Here is a 16,974-nt window from a genome sequence, read left to right as displayed (position 1 = left end):
AAACCCCGCGTACGGGGTTTCGTCGGATCAAATCTGGAGCGGGAAACGAGACTCGAACTCGCGACCTCAACCTTGGCAAGGTTGCGCTCTACCAACTGAGCTATTCCCGCGTTGAACCCGTTATTTTACGGGTTCAGAAATGTATGTCAACCGTTTCCATCCGGTCCCCGCAGCACGGGCCACGCCGCACGCAGATACATCAACCCGGACCACAAGGTCAGTACCGCAGCGCCAGCCAGCAGCCAGTCGCCAAGCAGGAACACCATGTCGTTCCACCACGGCTTGAGCGCCTCGGGCCGGCTCTTCGGGGTGACCGCGTACAGCAGACACAGGATGGCCACCATCTGCACTACGGTCTTGATCTTGCCGATCATCGCCACCCGTACGGTAGCCCGCTGACCCAGTTCGGCCATCCACTCGCGCAGCGCCGAAACCGCGATCTCGCGGCCGACGATCACCGCCGCCCAGAATGCCATCCACGGCGTTGGATGCGCCTGCACGATCAGGAACAGGGCCACCGCCACCATCAGCTTGTCGGCCACCGGATCGAGGAAGGCGCCAAAGGCCGAAAACTGGTTGAAGCGGCGCGCGATCCAGCCGTCCAGCCAGTCGGTGATCGCCGCCACGGCAAAGATCGCCGCAGCAGCCAGATTGGTCCAACTGAAGGGCAGATAGAAGACCAGCACCAGCAGCGGGATCATCATCATCCGCAGCAGGGTCAGCCAGGTGGGGATAGTGAGCTTCATTTGCACGCGGCCATTCTACGGGGTGGGCAGTGGAGTTGCTGCGACAGAGTGCGAATCAGGACCCGTCCTGCGACTCAATCCCGTGCAGGCTGGCATGGATGCGCTTGGCCAAGGCGCTGCTGATCCCTTCCACCTGGGCGATCTCTTCCACGCCCGCGGCGCGCAGGCCAACCAGGCCGCCGAAGTGGCGCAGCAGATTGCCGCGCCGGCGCGGGCCGATCCCGGGAATATCCTCCAGCCGGCTGACGCTGCGCGCCTTCTGGCGGCGGCCACGATGACCGGTGATGGCAAACCGGTGCGCCTCGTCGCGGACCTGCTGGATCAGCTGCAGGCCGGGCGCGGCCGGTCCCGGACGCAGCTCACGCCCGTCCGGCAGCAGCAGCGTTTCATGACCTGCGCGCCGCTCCGGGCCCTTGGCCACGCCGACCACGATCACGTCCGCCACGCCGAGCTCCGCCAGCACCTCGTTCGCCTGACGCACCTGACCTGCCCCACCGTCGATCAGCAGCACGTCGGGCACCACTCCGCCCGCCTCGGCCGCACGCCGGAAGCGGCGCATCAGCGCCTGGCCCATGGCCGCGTAGTCGTCGCCCGGAATCACGCCGGTGATGTTGTAGCGGCGGTATTGCCCACGCACCGGACCTTCGCCATCGAACACCACGCAGGAGGCCACCGTGGCCTCGCCCATGGTATGGCTGATATCGAAGCACTCGATCCGCTGCGGCGGTTCGTCCATGCCGAGCAGCTCACGCAGCCCTTCCAGCCGTGCCTGCTGGGCGGACTGGCTGTCCACCCGCACGGCCAGCGACAGTTCGGCGTTGCGCCGCGCCAGGTCCAGATAGCCGGCGCGGTCGCCGCGCACGCTGGAGCGGATGCGCACCCGGCGCCCGGCCGATTCCGAGAACGCCTGCTCCAGCAGCTCGCCCTCCTCGATCGGGCGATCCAGCACGATCTCGGGCGGCGGCGGCTGTGCGGCGTAGTACTGCGATACGAACGCGGACAGCACTTCGGCCGCGTCCTCGCTGCCGCGGGTCTGCGGATAGAACGCCCGCGTCCCCAGGTTGCGTCCGTCACGAAACGCCAGCAGCAGCACGCAGGCCTCGCTGCCACGCATGGCGCAGGCCAATACGTCCAGATCGGCCACGTGCCCGTCCACATACTGGCGTGACTGCAGGCTGCGGATCGCGGCAACCTGGTCACGCAGCCGGGCGGCGAGCTCGAAGTCCAGATCCGCGCTGGCCCGTTCCATTGCCGCGCTCAGCTCGTTGGTCAACTCGTCGCTGCGACCGTCCAGGAACAGGGTGACCCGGTGCACTGCATCGGCATATTCCTCCGCCGGCGCCAGGCCCACGCAGGGCGCGCTGCAGCGGCCGATCTGATATTGCAGGCACGGCCGCGAGCGGTTGCGGAACACGCTGTCCTCGCAGCTGCGCAGGCGGAACAGCTTGTGCATCAGGTTGAGCGTGTCGCGCACCGTGCCCGCATTGGGATACGGGCCGAAATAGCGGCCAGGGGTGCTGCGCGGGCCGCGGTGGAAGGCGAGACGGGGCCATTCGTCTCCGGTCAGCAACACGTAGGGATAGCTCTTGTCGTCGCGCAGCATCACGTTGTAACGCGGCTTGAGCGACTTGATCAGCTGGTTCTCGAGCAGCAGCGCCTCGATCTCGGTACGGGTGACCGTGACCTCCATGCTCGCCACCTGGGCCAGCATGGACATGATCCTCGCCGACTTGGGCGAGGCGCTGAAATAGCTGGCCACCCGCTTGCGCAGCGAGCCGGCCTTGCCCACGTACAGCACGCCGCCATCGGCGGCGAACATGCGGTACACGCCGGGCGCATTGGGCAAGCCGGCCACGTACGCCTTGCCGTCAAAGACTTCCGGCGCCGGACCGGGCACGCTGTCCCCGCCCGGACTCATTCGCCGAGGGGGATGTGGTGCAGATCCCCGGTAGAAGTGTCCAGACGCAGCACGGCGTGCGCATCGGTATCGGCGATCCAGATCACCCCGGAACCCACCGCAAGCCCGGCCGGGCCATGCAGCGGACGCGGCAGCGCAAAGGTGGAGACCTCGCCCCCGCCCAGGCGCAGGCAGCGCAGCAGGTCGTTGCCGGAATCGGCAATCCACAGCCGCGGCGAGTCGGGGTCCAGGGCAATCGCCTGCGGCTGCTGCAGCCGGGCTTCACTGCGCCGGCCGTCCTGGCTGCCGAACTCCCATGCGCTGCGGCCCATTACCGTCTGCACCTGGCCACTGCGCGCGTTGACGCTGCGCACCGCCGAGCCGGCTGCATCGCACACATAAACGGTCTGCTGCACGGCCGCGAGCCCGGTGGGCTCGGCAAACGCCGCTTCCGCGCCCACGCCGTCAGTCACTTCCAGGCGGCCGGAGCCCGCCAGGCAGCGCAGCGAGTGATCGCCCAGCCCATAGGCCCACACCCGGTTGTCGCCGCTGCTGCACACGTAGAGGCAGCCAGCGGCCAGGGCCACGCCGGTGGGCCGATCCATGACGGTGTCGCGGGGATTGGCCACGGTGCCGTCGGCCGGCGTACCGGGCCGGCCGGCGCCGAACACGGTGTCGATATCACCGGTGCGCAGCTGCACCCGGCGCACTGCGTGGTTGCCCGCGTCGGCCACGTACAGCAGGTCGCGCTCCACCGCGATGCCCTGCGGCTGGTTGAACGCGGCCAGCTCCATGGGTCCATCAATGAAACCCACGCCGCCGCTGCCGAACTGGCGCAGGATGCGTCCGCTCTGGTCGCACTCCAGCACGCGGTGGTGCGCGCTGTCGGCCACGTAAAGATAGTTGCCGGCCAGGGCCAGGCCCATGGGGAAGCGCAGCGGCAACGGTGGCTCGCCGCCGCGACGCAGTTCGATCGGTTCAGGATTGATCGATTGCGGCACCAGCGCGCGCACCAGATCGGCCACCTGGGCGTCCAGCTCGCGCAGCGGGCCGTCGCCGACCACCCGGCCGGAAACCACGCCATTACCGTCAACCAGAACCACCGTCGGCCAAGCCTGCACATCGTAGTGCTGCCACAGGGTCCAGTCGGGATCGTGCCCCAGCGGGAACTCGAAGCCATACCTGCGCAGCCGCTTGGCCACCCGGCGCCCCTCGCGCTCGTGCTCGAAGCGCGGCACGTGCACGGCCACCACGTTGAGTCCCTCGCGGTGGCGCCCGAGCAGGGTCACCAGGTCTTTCAGCCGCTGGATGGACCAGGCCGAGCCTGCGTTGACGAACGCAAGGGCGCAGACCTTTCCGCGCAGCTGCGACATGCGCAGCGGCCCGGCAAGGTTGAGCCATTCAATGGAGTCCGGAAACTCGGGAGCGACCTGTGCATCCATGGGAACGGGGCGAAACGGGCGAGCGCCAGATTATGCGTCAATACCGGTGCGAAGGCGTGCAACGGCCGCTTCGGCTACCGCGTCCACCATTTTCCAGACGTGTTCGAACTCGTTACGCCCGCCGGTATACGGATCCGGGATCGCTCCCTCATCCACGTCTGCATGCACGCCGGCCCAGCGGGTCAGGAGGTCGATCTGCGCGCTGGCGTCCTGTGGCCTGCGAGCCTGCACATCGGCAAGGTTCTGCACATCGGCGCACAGCACCCAGTCAAAGCGCCGGTAATCGTCTTCGTGGAGCTGGCGTGCCCGCTGGCCGGAAATGTCCACGCCATGCCGCGCCGCGGTAGCAATGGAGCGGCTGTCGGGTGGCTTGCCCACGTGCCAATCGCTGGTGCCGGCCGAATCCACCCGCACGTGGCCCAGCCCCGCCTCGTCCAGGCGGGCGCGCAGCGCGCCTTCGGCCATCGGCGAGCGGCAGATATTGCCCAGGCACACCACCAGCAGGTTCACGGGTCGGGTCATTCTTTTTGCTCCATGCGCTTGCGTGCGCGCTCCAGGTCAGCGGGCGTATCCACGCCCGGGGGAAAGGGTTCGGGGGTAACACCAACCGCAATGCGATATCCGGCTTCCAGCACGCGCAGCTGCTCCAGCGCCTCCAGCTGCTCCAGCCGGCCCGGCGCCATCGCTGCGAATGTGCGCAGGAACCCGGCGCGATAGGCGTAGATGCCGATGTGGCGCAGCCACGGTCCGCCGTCGGGCAGCCGGTTGCGGTCGCTGGCAAAGGCATCGCGCGCCCACGGCAGCGGCGCGCGGCTGAAGTACATGGCGTCACCGCTGGCGGCGCGCACCAGCTTCACTGCGTTGGGGTCGAACAGGGCTTCTGCGCTTTCCACCGGGGTGGCGAGGGTGGCCATCGGCGCGCCGGACTCGACCAGGATGGCTGCGACGGCCTGGATACCGGCGGCCGGGGCGAAAGGTTCATCGCCCTGCAGGTTCACCACCACCACGTCATCGCTCCATCCGGCGATGTCAGCGCACTCGGCCAGGCGATCGGTACCGGATTGGTGGCTGCCGGCGGTCATGGCCACGTGCACGCCGCTGTCCTCCAGCACCGTGGCGATGCGCGCATCGTCGGCCGCGACCCAGACTTCCCGCGCGCCGGCGGCCAGTGCCCGACGGGCCACGTGCAGGATCATCGGCTCGCCGGCGATCAGCTGCAGCGGCTTTCCGGGCAGGCGGGTGGAGGCGAAGCGCGCGGGGATGGCGACGACGAAATCGGGCGTTGTGGTCATGGCGTGCGGGACGGGCTTGTGAGGCGGTCGAGCAGGGCGATCCAGAATGCCTCGGGCAGCTCGGCGGTGATGGGCACGCTGTAGTGGCGATCGGCGGCAAAGCCGCGACACTTGACCGCGTCCTTCTCGGTCATCAGCACCGGCAGGTCGCTGCCGAACTGCAGGTCGGCGGCGATGTAGCGATGGTGGTCGGGGAACGCATGCGGTACCACGGCGATGCCCTGCGTCCGCAGGGTGGCGAAGAAACGCTCCGGATCACCAATGCCGGCGACCGCATGCACCCGGCTGTTGGCGAACATGGACAGCGGCAGCGGGCGCCCGCCGTGCATGGGCTGGACCCGGCTGGTCTGCAGGCGCATCGGCCATTCGCCAAAGCCAGGCTCGTCCAAGCCTTCCCCGCCGCCGTTGACCACGCGGAAATCAAAGCTGCCACTGCGCTCGGGGCGTTCGCGCAGCGGGCCTGCAGGGATCAGGCGGCCATTGCCATAGCGGCGGCGGCCATCGATCACTTCAATCTCGATATCCCGGCGCAGCCGGTAGTGCTGCAAGCCGTCATCGCACACCACCACGTTGCAGCCCGCTTTCGCCAGTGCGCGGGCGGCGGCAACGCGATCGCGGTCCACGCGCACCTTTGCCCCGGTGCGATAGGCAATGAGCACCGGCTCGTCGCCGCCAAGGCGTGGATCGGTATCCGCTTCGACCCAGCGCGCTCGCTTCTCGTCCTCACGCCCGTAGCCACGGCTGGCCACGCCCGGGGTAAAGCCCGCGGCGCGCAGGCGCTCCACCAGTGCGATGGCCAGCGGAGTCTTGCCGCTGCCGCCAGCGATCAGGTTACCGACCACGATCACCGGGACATCGATCCGGGCGCTGCGGCGCAGGCGCTTGTCGTAGAGCCAGCGGCGGGTGGACACGGCACCGGCATAGACGTGGGACAGGGCGCGGGCGGCGAGAGGGACGCGGGCGCCGTCGAACCACCAGGCGGGGGGTTTACGGGCCATGATTCACGCGGCTTCGCGCGCGTGGCGCGCTCCTACGGGTGTGGGCAGGCCGTCCGCGTTGGCGCCAAACGCCATGTTCATTCGGCGGACTCGCGGAACTGCATGTTGTGCAGGTGGGCGTAGAGGCCGCCGCGGGTGAGCAGTTCGGCGTGGGTGCCCTGCTCCACCAGCCGGCCGTGGTCGAGCACCAGCACCTGGTCGGCATGTTCGATGGTGGACAGGCGATGGGCGATCACCAGGGTGGTCCGGTCCGGCATCAGGCGGTTGAGCGCGTCCTGCACCAGCCGCTCGGATTCAGTATCCAGCGCCGCCGTGGCCTCGTCCAGGATCAGGATCGGGGCATCGCGCAGGATGGCGCGGGCAATCGCCAGGCGCTGGCGCTGGCCGCCGGAGAGCAGCGAGCCGTTCTCACCGATCGGCGTCTCCATGCCCTGCGGCAGGCGCTCGATGAACTCCAGCGCGTTGGCATCCCTGGCGGCCTGCACCAGCGCCGCCGGGTCCGCCTCTGAGGCGTAGGCGATGTTGGCTGCCACGGTGTCGTCAAACAGCATCACCCGCTGCCCGACCAGAGCGATCTGCCGGCGCAGGTCGGCCAGGCGGTAGTCGTCCAGCGGCACCCCATCCAGGGTGATCCGGCCGGCGCTGGGCTCGTAGAAACGCGGCACCAGCCGCACCAGGCTGGTCTTGCCACTGCCCGAGCGCCCGACGATGGCGGTCACCGTGCCCGGACGAGCAGTGAAGCTGATGTCCTGCAGGGCCATGCCCGGCGTGTCATCGCCCTCGCGGCTGTAGCGCAGATCGACGTTCCTGAATTCCAGCTCGCCGCGGGCACGGCCAAGTGTCACCTTGCCGGCGTCGCGCTCTTCTTCCGTGTCCAGCACTTGGAACAGGCGCTCGGCCGCGGCCACGCCGCGCCCAATCACGCTCTGCACATTGGTGATCCGGCGCAGCGACGGAATGATGCCCATCATCGCGGTCATCAGCTTGACGAATTCGCCGGGGTTGAGCTGACCCACCAGCGCCTCGCGGGTAGCCACCCAGACGATCCCGGCCAGCGCGATCGCGGCCAGGATCTGGACCATCGCCGACGCCATCGCGCGGGTGGTCTCGACCTTCATGTTCAGGCGCAGGATGCGGTTGGCCAGGCCCGAGTAGCGGGCGCGCTCGAACTGCTGCGCGCCGTAGACCTTTACGTCCTGCTGCGCGGCCAAAGACTGTTCGGCCGCCTGGGCCAGGTCGCCCATACCGGTCTGGATGCCGCCGCTGATGCGCCGGTACCGCTTGCCCACCACCCACACCAGCACCCCGATCAGCGGCGCGATCACGATCATGGCAAGCGTCACCTTGACGCTGGTGAGGAACATGATCACCAGCAGCAGCAGGATGGTCAGCCCGTCGGCCACGATCACCTTGAGCGCGTCGGCGCTGGCCTGGGTGACCTGTTCGGTATCGAAATTGAGGCGGCTCACCATCACCGGCACCGACTCGCGGTCAAAGCTGGTGCTGGGCAGGCGCAGGTACTTGGCCAGCACCAGTTCGCGCAGGTCACGCACCACGCTGCGGCCGGCGCGGGCCATGCCGTAGTCGGTGGCGAATGTGGCAACGCCGCGCATCAGGAACAAGGCCACGATGGCCAGCGGCAGCAGGACCGCCATGCGCGGCTGCGGATCGACAAAACCGTCGTTCACCAGCGGGTCCATCAGCTGGACGAAAGCGGCGCCGGCGACCGCCTCGATGGTCATGCCCACCAGCGCCACCAGCAGCAGCGGCCAGTAACGCCAGGCATAGCCCAGCAGCCGCCGGTAGATCGGCCAGGCTGCCTGCTCCTCTTGCGCAGCCGGCCCGCTCACGGCGCCACCGCCTGGTCCGGCGCGGTGGCGATGGATACATGGCGGAAGCCGAGCTGCCCCAACGCTTCCATCGCCGTCACCACCGCCTGGTGCGGGGTGCGGGCATCGGCCCGCAGCAGCACCGGGCGCTGGCGGTCGTCACCGGCCACTTCGATGATGGTGCGCTTGAGCGACTCCACATCGGTGCGCAGCGCCTCGTGCTCATCAATGAAATAGCGGCCATCGGCGTTCACCAGCACGCTCAGCGCCTGGCTGGGCGCCTCGGTCTGGTCGCTGCTGGCACTGGGCAGCTGCAGCTTGAGCACCGAGCTGGTATCGAAGGTGGTGGTGACGACGAAAAAGATGATCAGCACCAGGATCACGTCGATCAGCGGCACGAGGTTGATCTCGGGCTCGGACTCGGCACGGCGGTCGCGGATGCGCACGGTGGATCAGCTCCGCGCGGGAAGCGGGTTGGCGGGCGGTGCGGATTCGGCGGCAACGCTGGCGCCGGCGCGGCGTGAACGCGGATCCAGCACGTCCAACAGCAGGATGGCTTCCTTCTCCATCTGCACGATGTAGGAATCGATCCGGCTGCGGAACCAGCGGTGAAAGATGAGTGCCGGTATCGCCACCACCATGCCCATGGCCGCGCACACCAGCGCCTTGCCGATGCCGCCGGCCAGCTGGCTGACATCGCCCACGCCGTACTCCATTGCCCCAAGGAACATCTGGATCATGCCCACCACCGTGCCGAACAGCCCCAGCAACGGACCGGTGGAAGCAACGGTGGCCAGTCCGTCCAGGTAACGCTCCATGCGGTGCACCAGGTGCCGGCCGGTATCCTCGATCCGCTCGCGGATCTCTTCGCGCGGGCGGTTGCGTACATCCAGCGCCGCGGCCAGCAGCTCGCCCAGCGGAGAGTTGGTGCGCAGGGAATCGATATGGGCCGGATCCAGCCGTCCGCGCCCGGCCCAGCTGCGTACTTCCGCGCCCAGCCCGGCCGGCATCACCGCCTGCCGCCGCAACGCCCACAGGCGCTCGACCACGATCGCCAGCCCCACCGCCGAAAGCATCAGCAGTGGAATCATCGGCCAGCCGCCAGCCTTGACCAGTTCCAGCACGTATATCCCCAGGGCCCCGCGGGCCTGATAAAACCGGCGAATAGGATAGCGTAGGGCGGCGGCCAAGCCGTTATCCGCCCGGGTGGCAGGGCCGCCGCCGGATTACTGCTCTTCCTCTGTCGAGGATGTGGCTGCCAAACGGTGATCGGCATCCCACAAACGGCGACGGGCCAGCCGCCGCTGCTCCGCAACCACGCCGCCTTCCGCCAGCCTCAGCCGCAGGGCACCGCCGGTGGCCGTGGACAGCACCTGGGCGCCGGCCTCCTGCCAGCGCTGCACCGCGCCGCCGTCCGGATGCCCGAACCGGTTGCCATAGCCAGCCGACACCAAGGCATGGCTGGCCCCGGTGGCGGCCACGAACATGGGATCGGACGAACCGCGACTGCCGTGGTGCCCCATCAACACCAGGTCAGCGCGGACGGATTGCGGATCCCGCCGGGTCATTTCGCGCTCGACCACGTGGCCGACATCGCCGGTCAACAGCGCCGCACCGTGGTCCGTTTCCACCCGCAGCACGCAGCTGGCCTCGTTGCCCAGGTAGGGAAAATGCATGGTCGGGTGGAGGAAGCTGAAGCGGACCCCGTCCGCTTCCCACGCGGTTGTGGCCAGGCAGGGCGCCGCCTCCACCGGCGAACCATGCGGCGCAAACAGCGCCCGCGTCGGGAAGCGGCGCATTACCGCCCCCAGGCCGCCGGCGTGATCGGCATCGCCATGACTGACGAAGGCCCCATCCAACCGGCGCACGCCCAGCGCCAGCAGTGCAGGCACCACTACCCGCTCACCGGCGTCGTACCCATCGGGGACGGCCGGACCCATGTCATACAGATAGGCGTGATTGGCAGTACGTATCAGTACTGACAGCCCCTGCCCCACGTCCAGCACAACCAGCTCGGCCTCACCATGGCGTGGAAGCTCCCGGTCCGGCCACAGCAGCGGCAGCCACAGCAGCGCCGCCAATGGTTTGCCGGGCACACCCCGGGGCAGCAACAGCCAGAACGCGCCGATCAGTGCCAGCGGCAGCGCAACCCAGCGCGCCTCGGGCAGCCACCACAGTGAGAAGCGGCTTTCCGCCAGCCAGCCGAACAGCGGCCAGGACAGGTCAAAGCACCATGCCGCCAGCCGCCATGCCCAGCCGCCCCATCCTGGATTCACCGCCTCCAGCCCGGTGCCCAGCAGCGACAGCGGCACCACCACCAGGCTCCACCACGGAATCGCCACCAGGTTGGCCAGCGGCCCGGCCAGCGAGGCCTGGCCAAACAGCACCGCGGTCAAGGGCAGCAACCCCAATGTGGCCACCCACTGCGCACCCAGGAAGCCCGACACCAGACGCTGCTCGGCTACCCGCGGCAGGCACCACACCAGCCATGCCACGCCGGCAAAGCTGAGCCAGAACCCGGCTGTGAGCAGCGACAGTGGATCAACCAGCACTATGGCAACCGCCGCCAGGGCCAACGAATCAGCCACACGCAGCGAGCGCCGCGACAACCGCGCCACCACCACCACGCCAATCATCAGCACCGTGCGCACGGTCGGCAGCTCCCAGCCGGCAACCGCCGCGTACACCAGCGACCCCGCCAACGCCACGATCGCCGCCGCCTGCGGCCGGGGCAGCCATCGCCCCAGCCCGGGCAGCAGCTTCCAGATGCCGGCCGCGATCAAAGCGAAAAATCCCGCCACCAGGCCCACGTGGAAGCCGGAGATCGCGATCAGATGGGTCAGCCCGGTGGCCCTCAGCGCCTCCCAGTCCCCTTCGGCCAGCTGGCGCGTATCTCCCAGCGCCAACGCCCGCACATAGCGCGATGATTCGCTGGCCACCGCCCTATCGATGCGCGTGGCCATCGCATCACGCCAAGCGTCCATCCCGCGCGCATCGCCCAGCCGCTTCACCGGATCCCTGTCACGCACATAGCCGATGGCCGCGATCCGTCGGGACAGCGCCTGTTTCTCCCCATCGAACCAACCGGGATTGCGCAGCCCGCGCGGCGCCCGTACCCGCGCGGTGAAACGCCACCCGCTGCCGGGCTCGATCTCGCCCCGACGCGATGCTTCCTGGCCCCAGCCGTCGTACCACGACAGCCTGAGTACCCTGCCCTGCAGGAACTCCGGGTTCTCCGCCGACCGATCCACCCGGAACATGAAGCGGGTGCGATCGGCATCGTGCTCGGGCAGCTGGACTACCCGTCCGGTGAGCTCCAGATCGGCGCGCTCGTGCTCCACCGGAAGCTGCAGCGCCAACGCCCAGGCCGCATGCAACCCGCACCACATGAAACCTGCCAGCAACGCAGCGGGCACCCGCAGTGCCATCCGTCGGCCGAACAGCCACCCCATCAGACCGACCCCAGCCCCGACCCACATCCAACCCGCTGATGGCAGCGCGGGCAGGCGCAATGCCAGCGTCGCGCCTGCCAACAGCGCCGCAACCAACGCCAGACCGAACGGCGACTGCCTGCGGGACGAGGACTTCGCGTCCATCAGCGATCCAACGGGCTGCGCACCGCCATCCCGCCCCGGTTGAGTACGTGGGTGTAGATCTGTGTGGTGGCCAGATCCTTGTGGCCCAGCAGCTCCTGGATGGTGCGGATGTCGTAGCCCGCTTCCAGCAGGTGGGTGGCGAACGAATGGCGCAACGTGTGGCAGGTGGCGGGCTTTATGATCCCCGCCCGCTGCCGCGCTGCACGTACCGACCGCTGCAGCACGCTGTCGTCCAGATGGTGGCGCCTGATGGCGCCAGTGCGCGGATCCGTGGAAAGCCGCGGCGAGGGAAACAGATACTGCCAGCCAAACTCGACCGCGGCATTTGGATATTTCCGCTCAAGGGCGGCGGGCAGCCACACTGCACCAAGTCCGGCCGCCAGATCAGCCTCGTGGGTGATCCTCACCCTTTCAATCGCAGCCAGCAGTGGATCACGCACGCTGTCGGGCAACGGGACCCGGCGATCCTTCCCGCCCTTGCCACTCCGGACCAGGATCTCCCGGCGTTCGAAGTCAACGTCCTTCACCCGCAGCCGCAGGCACTCCATCAACCGCATCCCGGTGCCGTACAGCAGTGCCACCATCAGCCAAGCGCGCTCATCCACCGCCGCCAGCAGGCGCCGCACTTCCGTCTGCGACAGAACCACAGGAAGGCGCCGCGGCCGCTTGGCCCGAATCACCGAGTCCATCCAGGGCAACTTGACCTGCAGCACTTCCCGATACAGGAACAGCAGCGCCGCAAGCGCCTGGTTCTGCGTGGCGGCCGCCACCCGCCCCCGGGTAGCCAACCCGGTCAGGAACGCCTCAACATGCCGTCCCTCCAGCTCCCGCGGGTGACGCTTGCCATTCGCCAGGATGAAACGCCGGATCCAGCTCACGTAGGCCTGTTCGGTACGCAGGCTGTAGTGGCGCACCCTCAACCGGGCCCGCACCTGATCCAGCAGGCGAGGCTCGCCCGCCCCGTCGTTGCTTTCGTGACCCGTTACACCCTCTTTTCGGCCGCCTAAGCCCATAGCGCTTCCTTGCGCACCGGATAACGCCTTCAGGCTAGTTCCGGGAGAAAGCTGCGACAGTCATCCAACCTGTTGAAGAGCGGTAGGATTTTCCCTATTGGCCCCTCTCGCCCTGCCGGGCATACTCGGGGCGACGCCTCATTTCAGGGGGCTAATTGTTGTTAGGTTGCACAGCCAATTCATCACAGAGGGGGAGAGAATGCGTAGCTTGATATCTTTCGTGCTTGTTGCAACGAGCATCGTTCTTGCTGGATGTGCCACGCAAAAGGAGCTTCTGGTGACAGAGGCGAGCCGATCCGATGGTGTTGTAACGCTGTCATACGAGAGCAACGAGTTTCAAAGCGTTTCGTATGATGCTCAGCGAGCCCAGGAGCTGGCTACCCAAAGGTGCGTTGCATGGGGCTACTCGGGAGCTGAATCTTTCGGGTCAGAAAGAACAACATGCACGTCGCGCCGTGGCTTCGGCAATTGCGGAGCAAGGCGCGTTGACATTCAGTATCAATGCACCGGCAGTCCAAGCGGTCAATAGGAAGCAGTCTCACGCGGACCGCACCTCGCGCTTCTCATCGAGCTGGGCTCGTTCGTGCATTCTTAGTCATCTGCCGTCCTTGCGGCGAAACAAACTATTCACTCAAGGTGTTAGATGTAGCTATGGATAAGATGGGAATATTTGCTCAGCTCTCCTTCGGAAACGCCCTCACCAAGCTGACCAACTTTGAGGAAGAGCTTGCGGATATAAGAAAGGCCACAGGCGCTGCTGAAGGTGACGACATTGAAATGCTTCCGAGCTCACGGCAGCGAGAGCTTGAGCGGAAGATTCCAAAATGGATTGGGATCCTTCGGTCGCAGCCGGAGCAGGTTGTTACTCGTGAGCTAATGAAGAATATGCAACTCAATCTGATAGCCGGCCGCACGAATCGAGTTGAGATTCAAGAGCTTCTACTGAAGAGGCTTGTTGCGCTTGGCATTGCAATGGAGCCCAAGCAATTCGCGAGCATCTATCTCCGGCAGGAATTCTGAGGGTGCAACCTAACAATGCGCTCAAGCCGACGCCGCATCGGGGCGCAAACCACATGGCAGGTACAGCTTGCCATGTGCTTCACGCCCCGCTGCGGCGCGGCTTAGCTTAGGTGTTAGGCCTCAGGGGGAAAATTCGTGGGCAAGTCAAAGACTGTCATCTTTCTCATCGTTTGGTTCTTGTGGGCTACTGGCAAGGACCTGGACGCTCTGGTTCGCTACTCAATCACATCAGACTTCTACGTCCTCTCAAGCGTAGGACTGCCTTGGCTGTACTTCGTGATGGGCTTGGTGGTCTTCCTGCTCAATACAGCTTCCGTGTTCTATCTCTTTAGGCCTCAGCCGCTGGGGTACCGCGTACTGTTCAATGCGCTCGCAGCTGCAGCGGTCCAAAATGTCGTTACGCTAGGCTTTGCCTTCAACAACATCGCGGGCGTTCGTGAGGCATATGCTCGTGGGCGTGAGCTACGTGGCCTTGCTGTGCGTGAAGAGGCAATGGACATGATCTTTACGCAGCAGTCCATGCTCATTGCAGCCGCGGTAATGCTCGGGCTGTACGCATTAGTTGCATTTGCTGTGTCCCGGTGCAAACCGTACTTCTATGGCCCGGCCGACGAACTGGCTGAGGCCTAACAATTCGTTCAAGCCGAACCTGCTTCGCTACACCAACAACGTGGCGGGTAAAGATTGCCACGTTGTCGGCTACGCTACGCAGGTCGGCTTAACTCAGGCGTTAGGCCTCAAACACATATGAACGAGTACTTGTGGGTAGGACTCGGCGGCTTCATCGGTTCGGTGGCCCGTTACGCTGTGGCCGTCGGGTTAGGTGCTGCGCCGGCGGGTCGCTTTCCGTGGGCCACTTTCGCTGTCAATTGTTTGGGCTGTCTGCTGATCGGCCTGCTAGTAGGCATTCTTTCCAAGACATCCGTCTCTGAGCCGGTTCGCCTGTTCCTGGTCGCCGGTATCCTCGGGGGCTTCACTACCTTCTCAGCGTTCGGGCTGGAGTCGCTCACCCTCCTGCGGCGCGGAGAAACCAGCCTTGCTCTGCTGTACATTCTTGGCAGCGTCCTCGTGGGCATTGCTGCAGTCTGGCTAGGTCTTCGTTTCACCGGCGGAGCTGAGGCCTAACAATGCGTTCAAGCCGAAGCCGCTTCGCTACGCAAACCACATGGCAGAAAAAGCTTGCCATGTGGTTCGCTCCACTACGCGTCTCGGCTTAACTTAGGTGTTAGGGCCCATGACAATCATCCGAGTACTGGTAGCTAGCTTTGTTGCTTTCCTCCTGCTTGGAGCGCTGTCCGGGCGTGTCGACGCTTCCGATCCACCAGTGATCGAGGCTCGCACACAGTCCAGTGATGGAAAGGGGTCGCCCAGCGGCTCTAGCACTGATGAGAAGTACCTGACTTGGCTTGTACCGACGGAAGACCAAGAGTATGGCTACACCAAGACAAAGCCCGTCCAGATTGGCGGCTTTCTTGAAGGCGCTGGGCATAGCTGGTCCGGGCAGTATTTCGCCTCGCTGCTAGGCCCTGCCGGAGAACCTATACACTTCGAGCGAGTCGGAAGCTGCTGCGGTTTCGCCTTGGACGACGAGAAGTTCGTTGCTGAGGGCTTTAAAGTTGGGTTTCTTGATGTGTATGACGTTGTCGTCGGTGACTCGCCACCGGTCCGAATCTACGTTTCGCTGTACGGCGAGGAAAGGATCTATGCTCCAGAGGGGTTCACGACTCGCGGCGCTGGGCCCTAACAATGCGTTCAAGCCGAAGCCGCTTCGTTACGCAAAGCACATGGCAGGTACAGCTTGCCATGCGCTTTTCTCCACTACGCGTCTCGGCTTAACTTAGGTGTTAGGGCGCTATGCACGATTCACTTGATCTGCCGTCAATCCCAGAGTTGCGTCGCACTGCCCAATCGCTTGCCATGCTTGATGCAATGCTTTGCCCAGAGTGGGAGGACCGCTACTACAGCTTCAATAGCGCGTGGGGGCCGGGCGAGGAAATGGCGTCAATGCGCGACGGATCTGGTGACGATTGGTTCTTGCTCCTAGATCATGCTGGCGCGGCCATTAAGGGCTTTGCCCATGAACTTGCGGACGGCCCCCTTCTCTCACAGAACATCCAGACCCAAGTCCCGGCGGAATTTTCGTCCTTCCTCAATGAGCCGGCGTTCTCAATGCAGTACGCCACCTTTTGCTACTGGCGCAAAGCGAGTGACAACTTCTGGAGCAAAGTCGACGGCGGACCTGACGACGACGGTTCCGATGAAATGCTTGCACTTCTCGTCTCTGGACCATCCGGCTACAAAGAGTGGGCGGAGGAATACTTTGAGGTTCCGGTAGCGCTTGATGCGGTGACCGCGATCTTCGCCCACCAGCCTCTTACTGACTCAATAATTTTGGCACTTAACCCAGACGCAGACATTTATTTTACACATGGGCAAGCGCAAGAGATTGGGTATCCTCGTGGCGCGCCCTAACAATTCATTCAAGCCGAAGCCGCTTCGCGGCTCGGCTTAATTCAGGCGTTAGGCGCCACAGCATTTCAACCGGAGTTGTGTCTCCATGACATGTCTTGAAACGTATGCATCACTCCGGGTGTTCTCGACTTCGGTGCACCCTGACCAGATCACTGAAGTGCTGGGGATTGAGCCGACGCTTGGTCGGCCACTCGATCCAGACTCCAAGTATCGCCACAGACGCGAACACCACTATTGGAACTTGGAGAGCCGCGCCACGGAACAGTCCACGGATGGGCTGGCCCACATCAATGCAATCATTCGTGCCCTGGGCGGCAAAGAGGCGGCGCTGGAACAATTACGGAGTTCAGGCTGTGACATCGACGTGTGTTGTTACTGGGTTTCGTCGGGGCAAGGAGGACCATCCTTGGAGTTGCAAACAATGACGGGGCTAGTGCGCCTTGGCCTTCCAATCTGGTGGGATGTCTACTTCGGCAACACGGAAGATTACGAGGGCGCACCTAAATTATCTAAGGGTGGCGCCTAACAATGCGTTCAAGCCGAAATTGCATCGCTACGCCAACAACATGGCAGAAAGAGCTTGCCATGTTGCCGGCTACACGCTGCAATTCGGCTTAACTTAGGTGTTAGGCGGCAAAGAACTGTTTGTTGGAGTGGCCACACCCGCAA

At 65.3% G+C, this 16,974-nt stretch carries 18 protein-coding genes and 1 tRNA gene; 7 read left to right on the top strand and 12 right to left on the bottom strand.

The genetic code is table 11. The annotated features are described in order from the left end of the window. Nucleotides 1-34 precede the first annotated feature (34 nt). From ACW7G2_RS08080 to ACW7G2_RS08025, 12 genes are all read right to left on the bottom strand, one after another. Nucleotides 35-110, bottom strand: a tRNA-Gly gene (locus ACW7G2_RS08080). A 36-nt stretch (nucleotides 111-146) separates the two neighbouring features. Then, nucleotides 147-746 (bottom strand): CDP-diacylglycerol--glycerol-3-phosphate 3-phosphatidyltransferase, encoded by a 600-nt coding sequence (gene pgsA / locus ACW7G2_RS08075; protein WP_456974558.1) that lies wholly within the window; start codon nucleotides 744-746, stop codon nucleotides 147-149. Nucleotides 747-801: 55 nt separating this feature from the next. Further along, a complete protein-coding gene (uvrC, locus tag ACW7G2_RS08070) occupies nucleotides 802-2,664 on the bottom strand; it encodes an excinuclease ABC subunit UvrC (protein WP_456974556.1) in 1,863 nt (620 codons plus the stop codon). Further along, nucleotides 2,661-4,085: a thioredoxin-like domain-containing protein gene (locus ACW7G2_RS08065; RefSeq protein WP_456974554.1), complete on the bottom strand. Its 1,425-nt coding sequence runs from the start codon at nucleotides 4,083-4,085 to the stop codon at nucleotides 2,661-2,663. The genes uvrC and ACW7G2_RS08065 overlap by 4 nt, the downstream gene beginning before the upstream one ends. Before the next feature lie 30 nt (nucleotides 4,086-4,115). After that, nucleotides 4,116-4,595, bottom strand: coding sequence for a low molecular weight protein-tyrosine-phosphatase (locus ACW7G2_RS08060; RefSeq protein ID WP_456974885.1), 480 nt, complete (start codon nucleotides 4,593-4,595; stop codon nucleotides 4,116-4,118). A gap of 8 nt (nucleotides 4,596-4,603) precedes the next feature. Then, on the bottom strand, nucleotides 4,604-5,377 hold the full coding sequence (gene kdsB / locus ACW7G2_RS08055) for a 3-deoxy-manno-octulosonate cytidylyltransferase (protein WP_456974552.1): 774 nt from the start codon (nucleotides 5,375-5,377) through the stop codon (nucleotides 4,604-4,606). Continuing rightward, on the bottom strand, nucleotides 5,374-6,375 hold the full coding sequence (lpxK, locus tag ACW7G2_RS08050; protein WP_456974550.1) for a tetraacyldisaccharide 4'-kinase: 1,002 nt from the start codon (nucleotides 6,373-6,375) through the stop codon (nucleotides 5,374-5,376). The genes kdsB and lpxK overlap by 4 nt, the downstream gene beginning before the upstream one ends. Before the next feature lie 77 nt (nucleotides 6,376-6,452). After that, nucleotides 6,453-8,225, bottom strand: a complete 1,773-nt coding sequence (msbA, locus tag ACW7G2_RS08045; RefSeq protein WP_456974548.1) for a lipid A export permease/ATP-binding protein MsbA — start codon at nucleotides 8,223-8,225, stop codon at nucleotides 6,453-6,455. Then, a complete protein-coding gene (locus ACW7G2_RS08040) occupies nucleotides 8,222-8,650 on the bottom strand; it encodes an ExbD/TolR family protein (protein WP_456974546.1) in 429 nt (142 codons plus the stop codon). The genes msbA and ACW7G2_RS08040 overlap by 4 nt, the downstream gene beginning before the upstream one ends. Nucleotides 8,651-8,656: 6 nt before the next feature. Further along, nucleotides 8,657-9,328 (bottom strand): MotA/TolQ/ExbB proton channel family protein, encoded by a 672-nt coding sequence (locus ACW7G2_RS08035; RefSeq protein WP_456974544.1) that lies wholly within the window; start codon nucleotides 9,326-9,328, stop codon nucleotides 8,657-8,659. A 102-nt stretch (nucleotides 9,329-9,430) separates the two neighbouring features. Next, the gene (locus tag ACW7G2_RS08030) at nucleotides 9,431-11,800 is read right to left on the bottom strand and encodes a DNA internalization-related competence protein ComEC/Rec2 (protein ID WP_456974542.1); all 2,370 of its coding nucleotides are present in this window, start codon (nucleotides 11,798-11,800) and stop codon (nucleotides 9,431-9,433) included. After that, nucleotides 11,800-12,813, bottom strand: coding sequence for an integron integrase (locus tag ACW7G2_RS08025; RefSeq protein WP_456974540.1), 1,014 nt, complete (start codon nucleotides 12,811-12,813; stop codon nucleotides 11,800-11,802). Before ACW7G2_RS08025 ends, ACW7G2_RS08030 begins: the two co-directional genes overlap by 1 nt. Nucleotides 12,814-13,012: 199 nt before the next feature. Between ACW7G2_RS08025 and yecR the strand changes: the two genes are divergently transcribed. From yecR to ACW7G2_RS07990, 7 genes are all read left to right on the top strand, one after another. After that, on the top strand, nucleotides 13,013-13,342 hold the full coding sequence (yecR, locus tag ACW7G2_RS08020; protein ID WP_456974538.1) for a YecR family lipoprotein: 330 nt from the start codon (nucleotides 13,013-13,015) through the stop codon (nucleotides 13,340-13,342). Between the two features lie 122 nt (nucleotides 13,343-13,464). Continuing rightward, nucleotides 13,465-13,833: a hypothetical protein gene (locus ACW7G2_RS08015; RefSeq protein ID WP_456974536.1), complete on the top strand. Its 369-nt coding sequence runs from the start codon at nucleotides 13,465-13,467 to the stop codon at nucleotides 13,831-13,833. A 135-nt stretch (nucleotides 13,834-13,968) separates the two neighbouring features. Then, the gene (locus tag ACW7G2_RS08010) at nucleotides 13,969-14,463 is read left to right on the top strand and encodes a hypothetical protein (RefSeq protein WP_456974534.1); all 495 of its coding nucleotides are present in this window, start codon (nucleotides 13,969-13,971) and stop codon (nucleotides 14,461-14,463) included. 117 nt (nucleotides 14,464-14,580) lie between these two features. Next, nucleotides 14,581-14,958: a fluoride efflux transporter CrcB gene (gene crcB / locus ACW7G2_RS08005; protein WP_456974532.1), complete on the top strand. Its 378-nt coding sequence runs from the start codon at nucleotides 14,581-14,583 to the stop codon at nucleotides 14,956-14,958. Nucleotides 14,959-15,067: 109 nt separating this feature from the next. Continuing rightward, nucleotides 15,068-15,577 carry a hypothetical protein gene (locus ACW7G2_RS08000; protein ID WP_456974530.1) on the top strand — a complete coding sequence of 170 codons (510 nt, stop codon included), beginning with the start codon at nucleotides 15,068-15,070 and terminating at the stop codon, nucleotides 15,575-15,577. Between the two features lie 110 nt (nucleotides 15,578-15,687). After that, nucleotides 15,688-16,305, top strand: coding sequence for a hypothetical protein (locus ACW7G2_RS07995; protein WP_456974528.1), 618 nt, complete (start codon nucleotides 15,688-15,690; stop codon nucleotides 16,303-16,305). A gap of 85 nt (nucleotides 16,306-16,390) precedes the next feature. Further along, complete coding sequence (locus tag ACW7G2_RS07990; protein ID WP_456974526.1) at nucleotides 16,391-16,831, top strand: DUF4279 domain-containing protein; 441 nt, start codon at nucleotides 16,391-16,393, stop codon at nucleotides 16,829-16,831. Nucleotides 16,832-16,974 lie beyond the last annotated feature (143 nt).

The sequence above is a fragment of the Luteimonas sp. A277 genome, from assembly GCF_054052045.1.
Note: the sequence above shows the minus strand (reverse complement) of the source record. Positions and strands in the feature narration are given on the sequence as shown.

Excerpts from the sequence above, each read along its gene's own strand:
- ACW7G2_RS08015 (WP_456974536.1), top strand. The coding sequence starts at position 13,465 with ATGGATAAGATGGGAATATTTGCTCAGCTCTCCTTCGGAAACGCCCTC.
- ACW7G2_RS07990 (WP_456974526.1), top strand. The coding sequence starts at position 16,391 with ATGACATGTCTTGAAACGTATGCATCACTCCGGGTGTTCTCGACTTCG.
- uvrC (WP_456974556.1), bottom strand. The coding sequence starts at position 2,664 with ATGAGTCCGGGCGGGGACAGCGTGCCCGGTCCGGCGCCGGAAGTCTTT.
- ACW7G2_RS07995 (WP_456974528.1), top strand. The coding sequence starts at position 15,688 with ATGCACGATTCACTTGATCTGCCGTCAATCCCAGAGTTGCGTCGCACT.
- yecR (WP_456974538.1), top strand. The coding sequence starts at position 13,013 with ATGCGTAGCTTGATATCTTTCGTGCTTGTTGCAACGAGCATCGTTCTT.
- ACW7G2_RS08025 (WP_456974540.1), bottom strand. The coding sequence starts at position 12,813 with ATGGGCTTAGGCGGCCGAAAAGAGGGTGTAACGGGTCACGAAAGCAAC.
- ACW7G2_RS08030 (WP_456974542.1), bottom strand. The coding sequence starts at position 11,800 with ATGGACGCGAAGTCCTCGTCCCGCAGGCAGTCGCCGTTCGGTCTGGCG.
- ACW7G2_RS08000 (WP_456974530.1), top strand. The coding sequence starts at position 15,068 with ATGACAATCATCCGAGTACTGGTAGCTAGCTTTGTTGCTTTCCTCCTG.
- lpxK (WP_456974550.1), bottom strand. The coding sequence starts at position 6,375 with ATGGCCCGTAAACCCCCCGCCTGGTGGTTCGACGGCGCCCGCGTCCCT.
- ACW7G2_RS08065 (WP_456974554.1), bottom strand. The coding sequence starts at position 4,085 with ATGGATGCACAGGTCGCTCCCGAGTTTCCGGACTCCATTGAATGGCTC.
- kdsB (WP_456974552.1), bottom strand. The coding sequence starts at position 5,377 with ATGACCACAACGCCCGATTTCGTCGTCGCCATCCCCGCGCGCTTCGCC.
- crcB (WP_456974532.1), top strand. The coding sequence starts at position 14,581 with ATGAACGAGTACTTGTGGGTAGGACTCGGCGGCTTCATCGGTTCGGTG.
- pgsA (WP_456974558.1), bottom strand. The coding sequence starts at position 746 with ATGAAGCTCACTATCCCCACCTGGCTGACCCTGCTGCGGATGATGATG.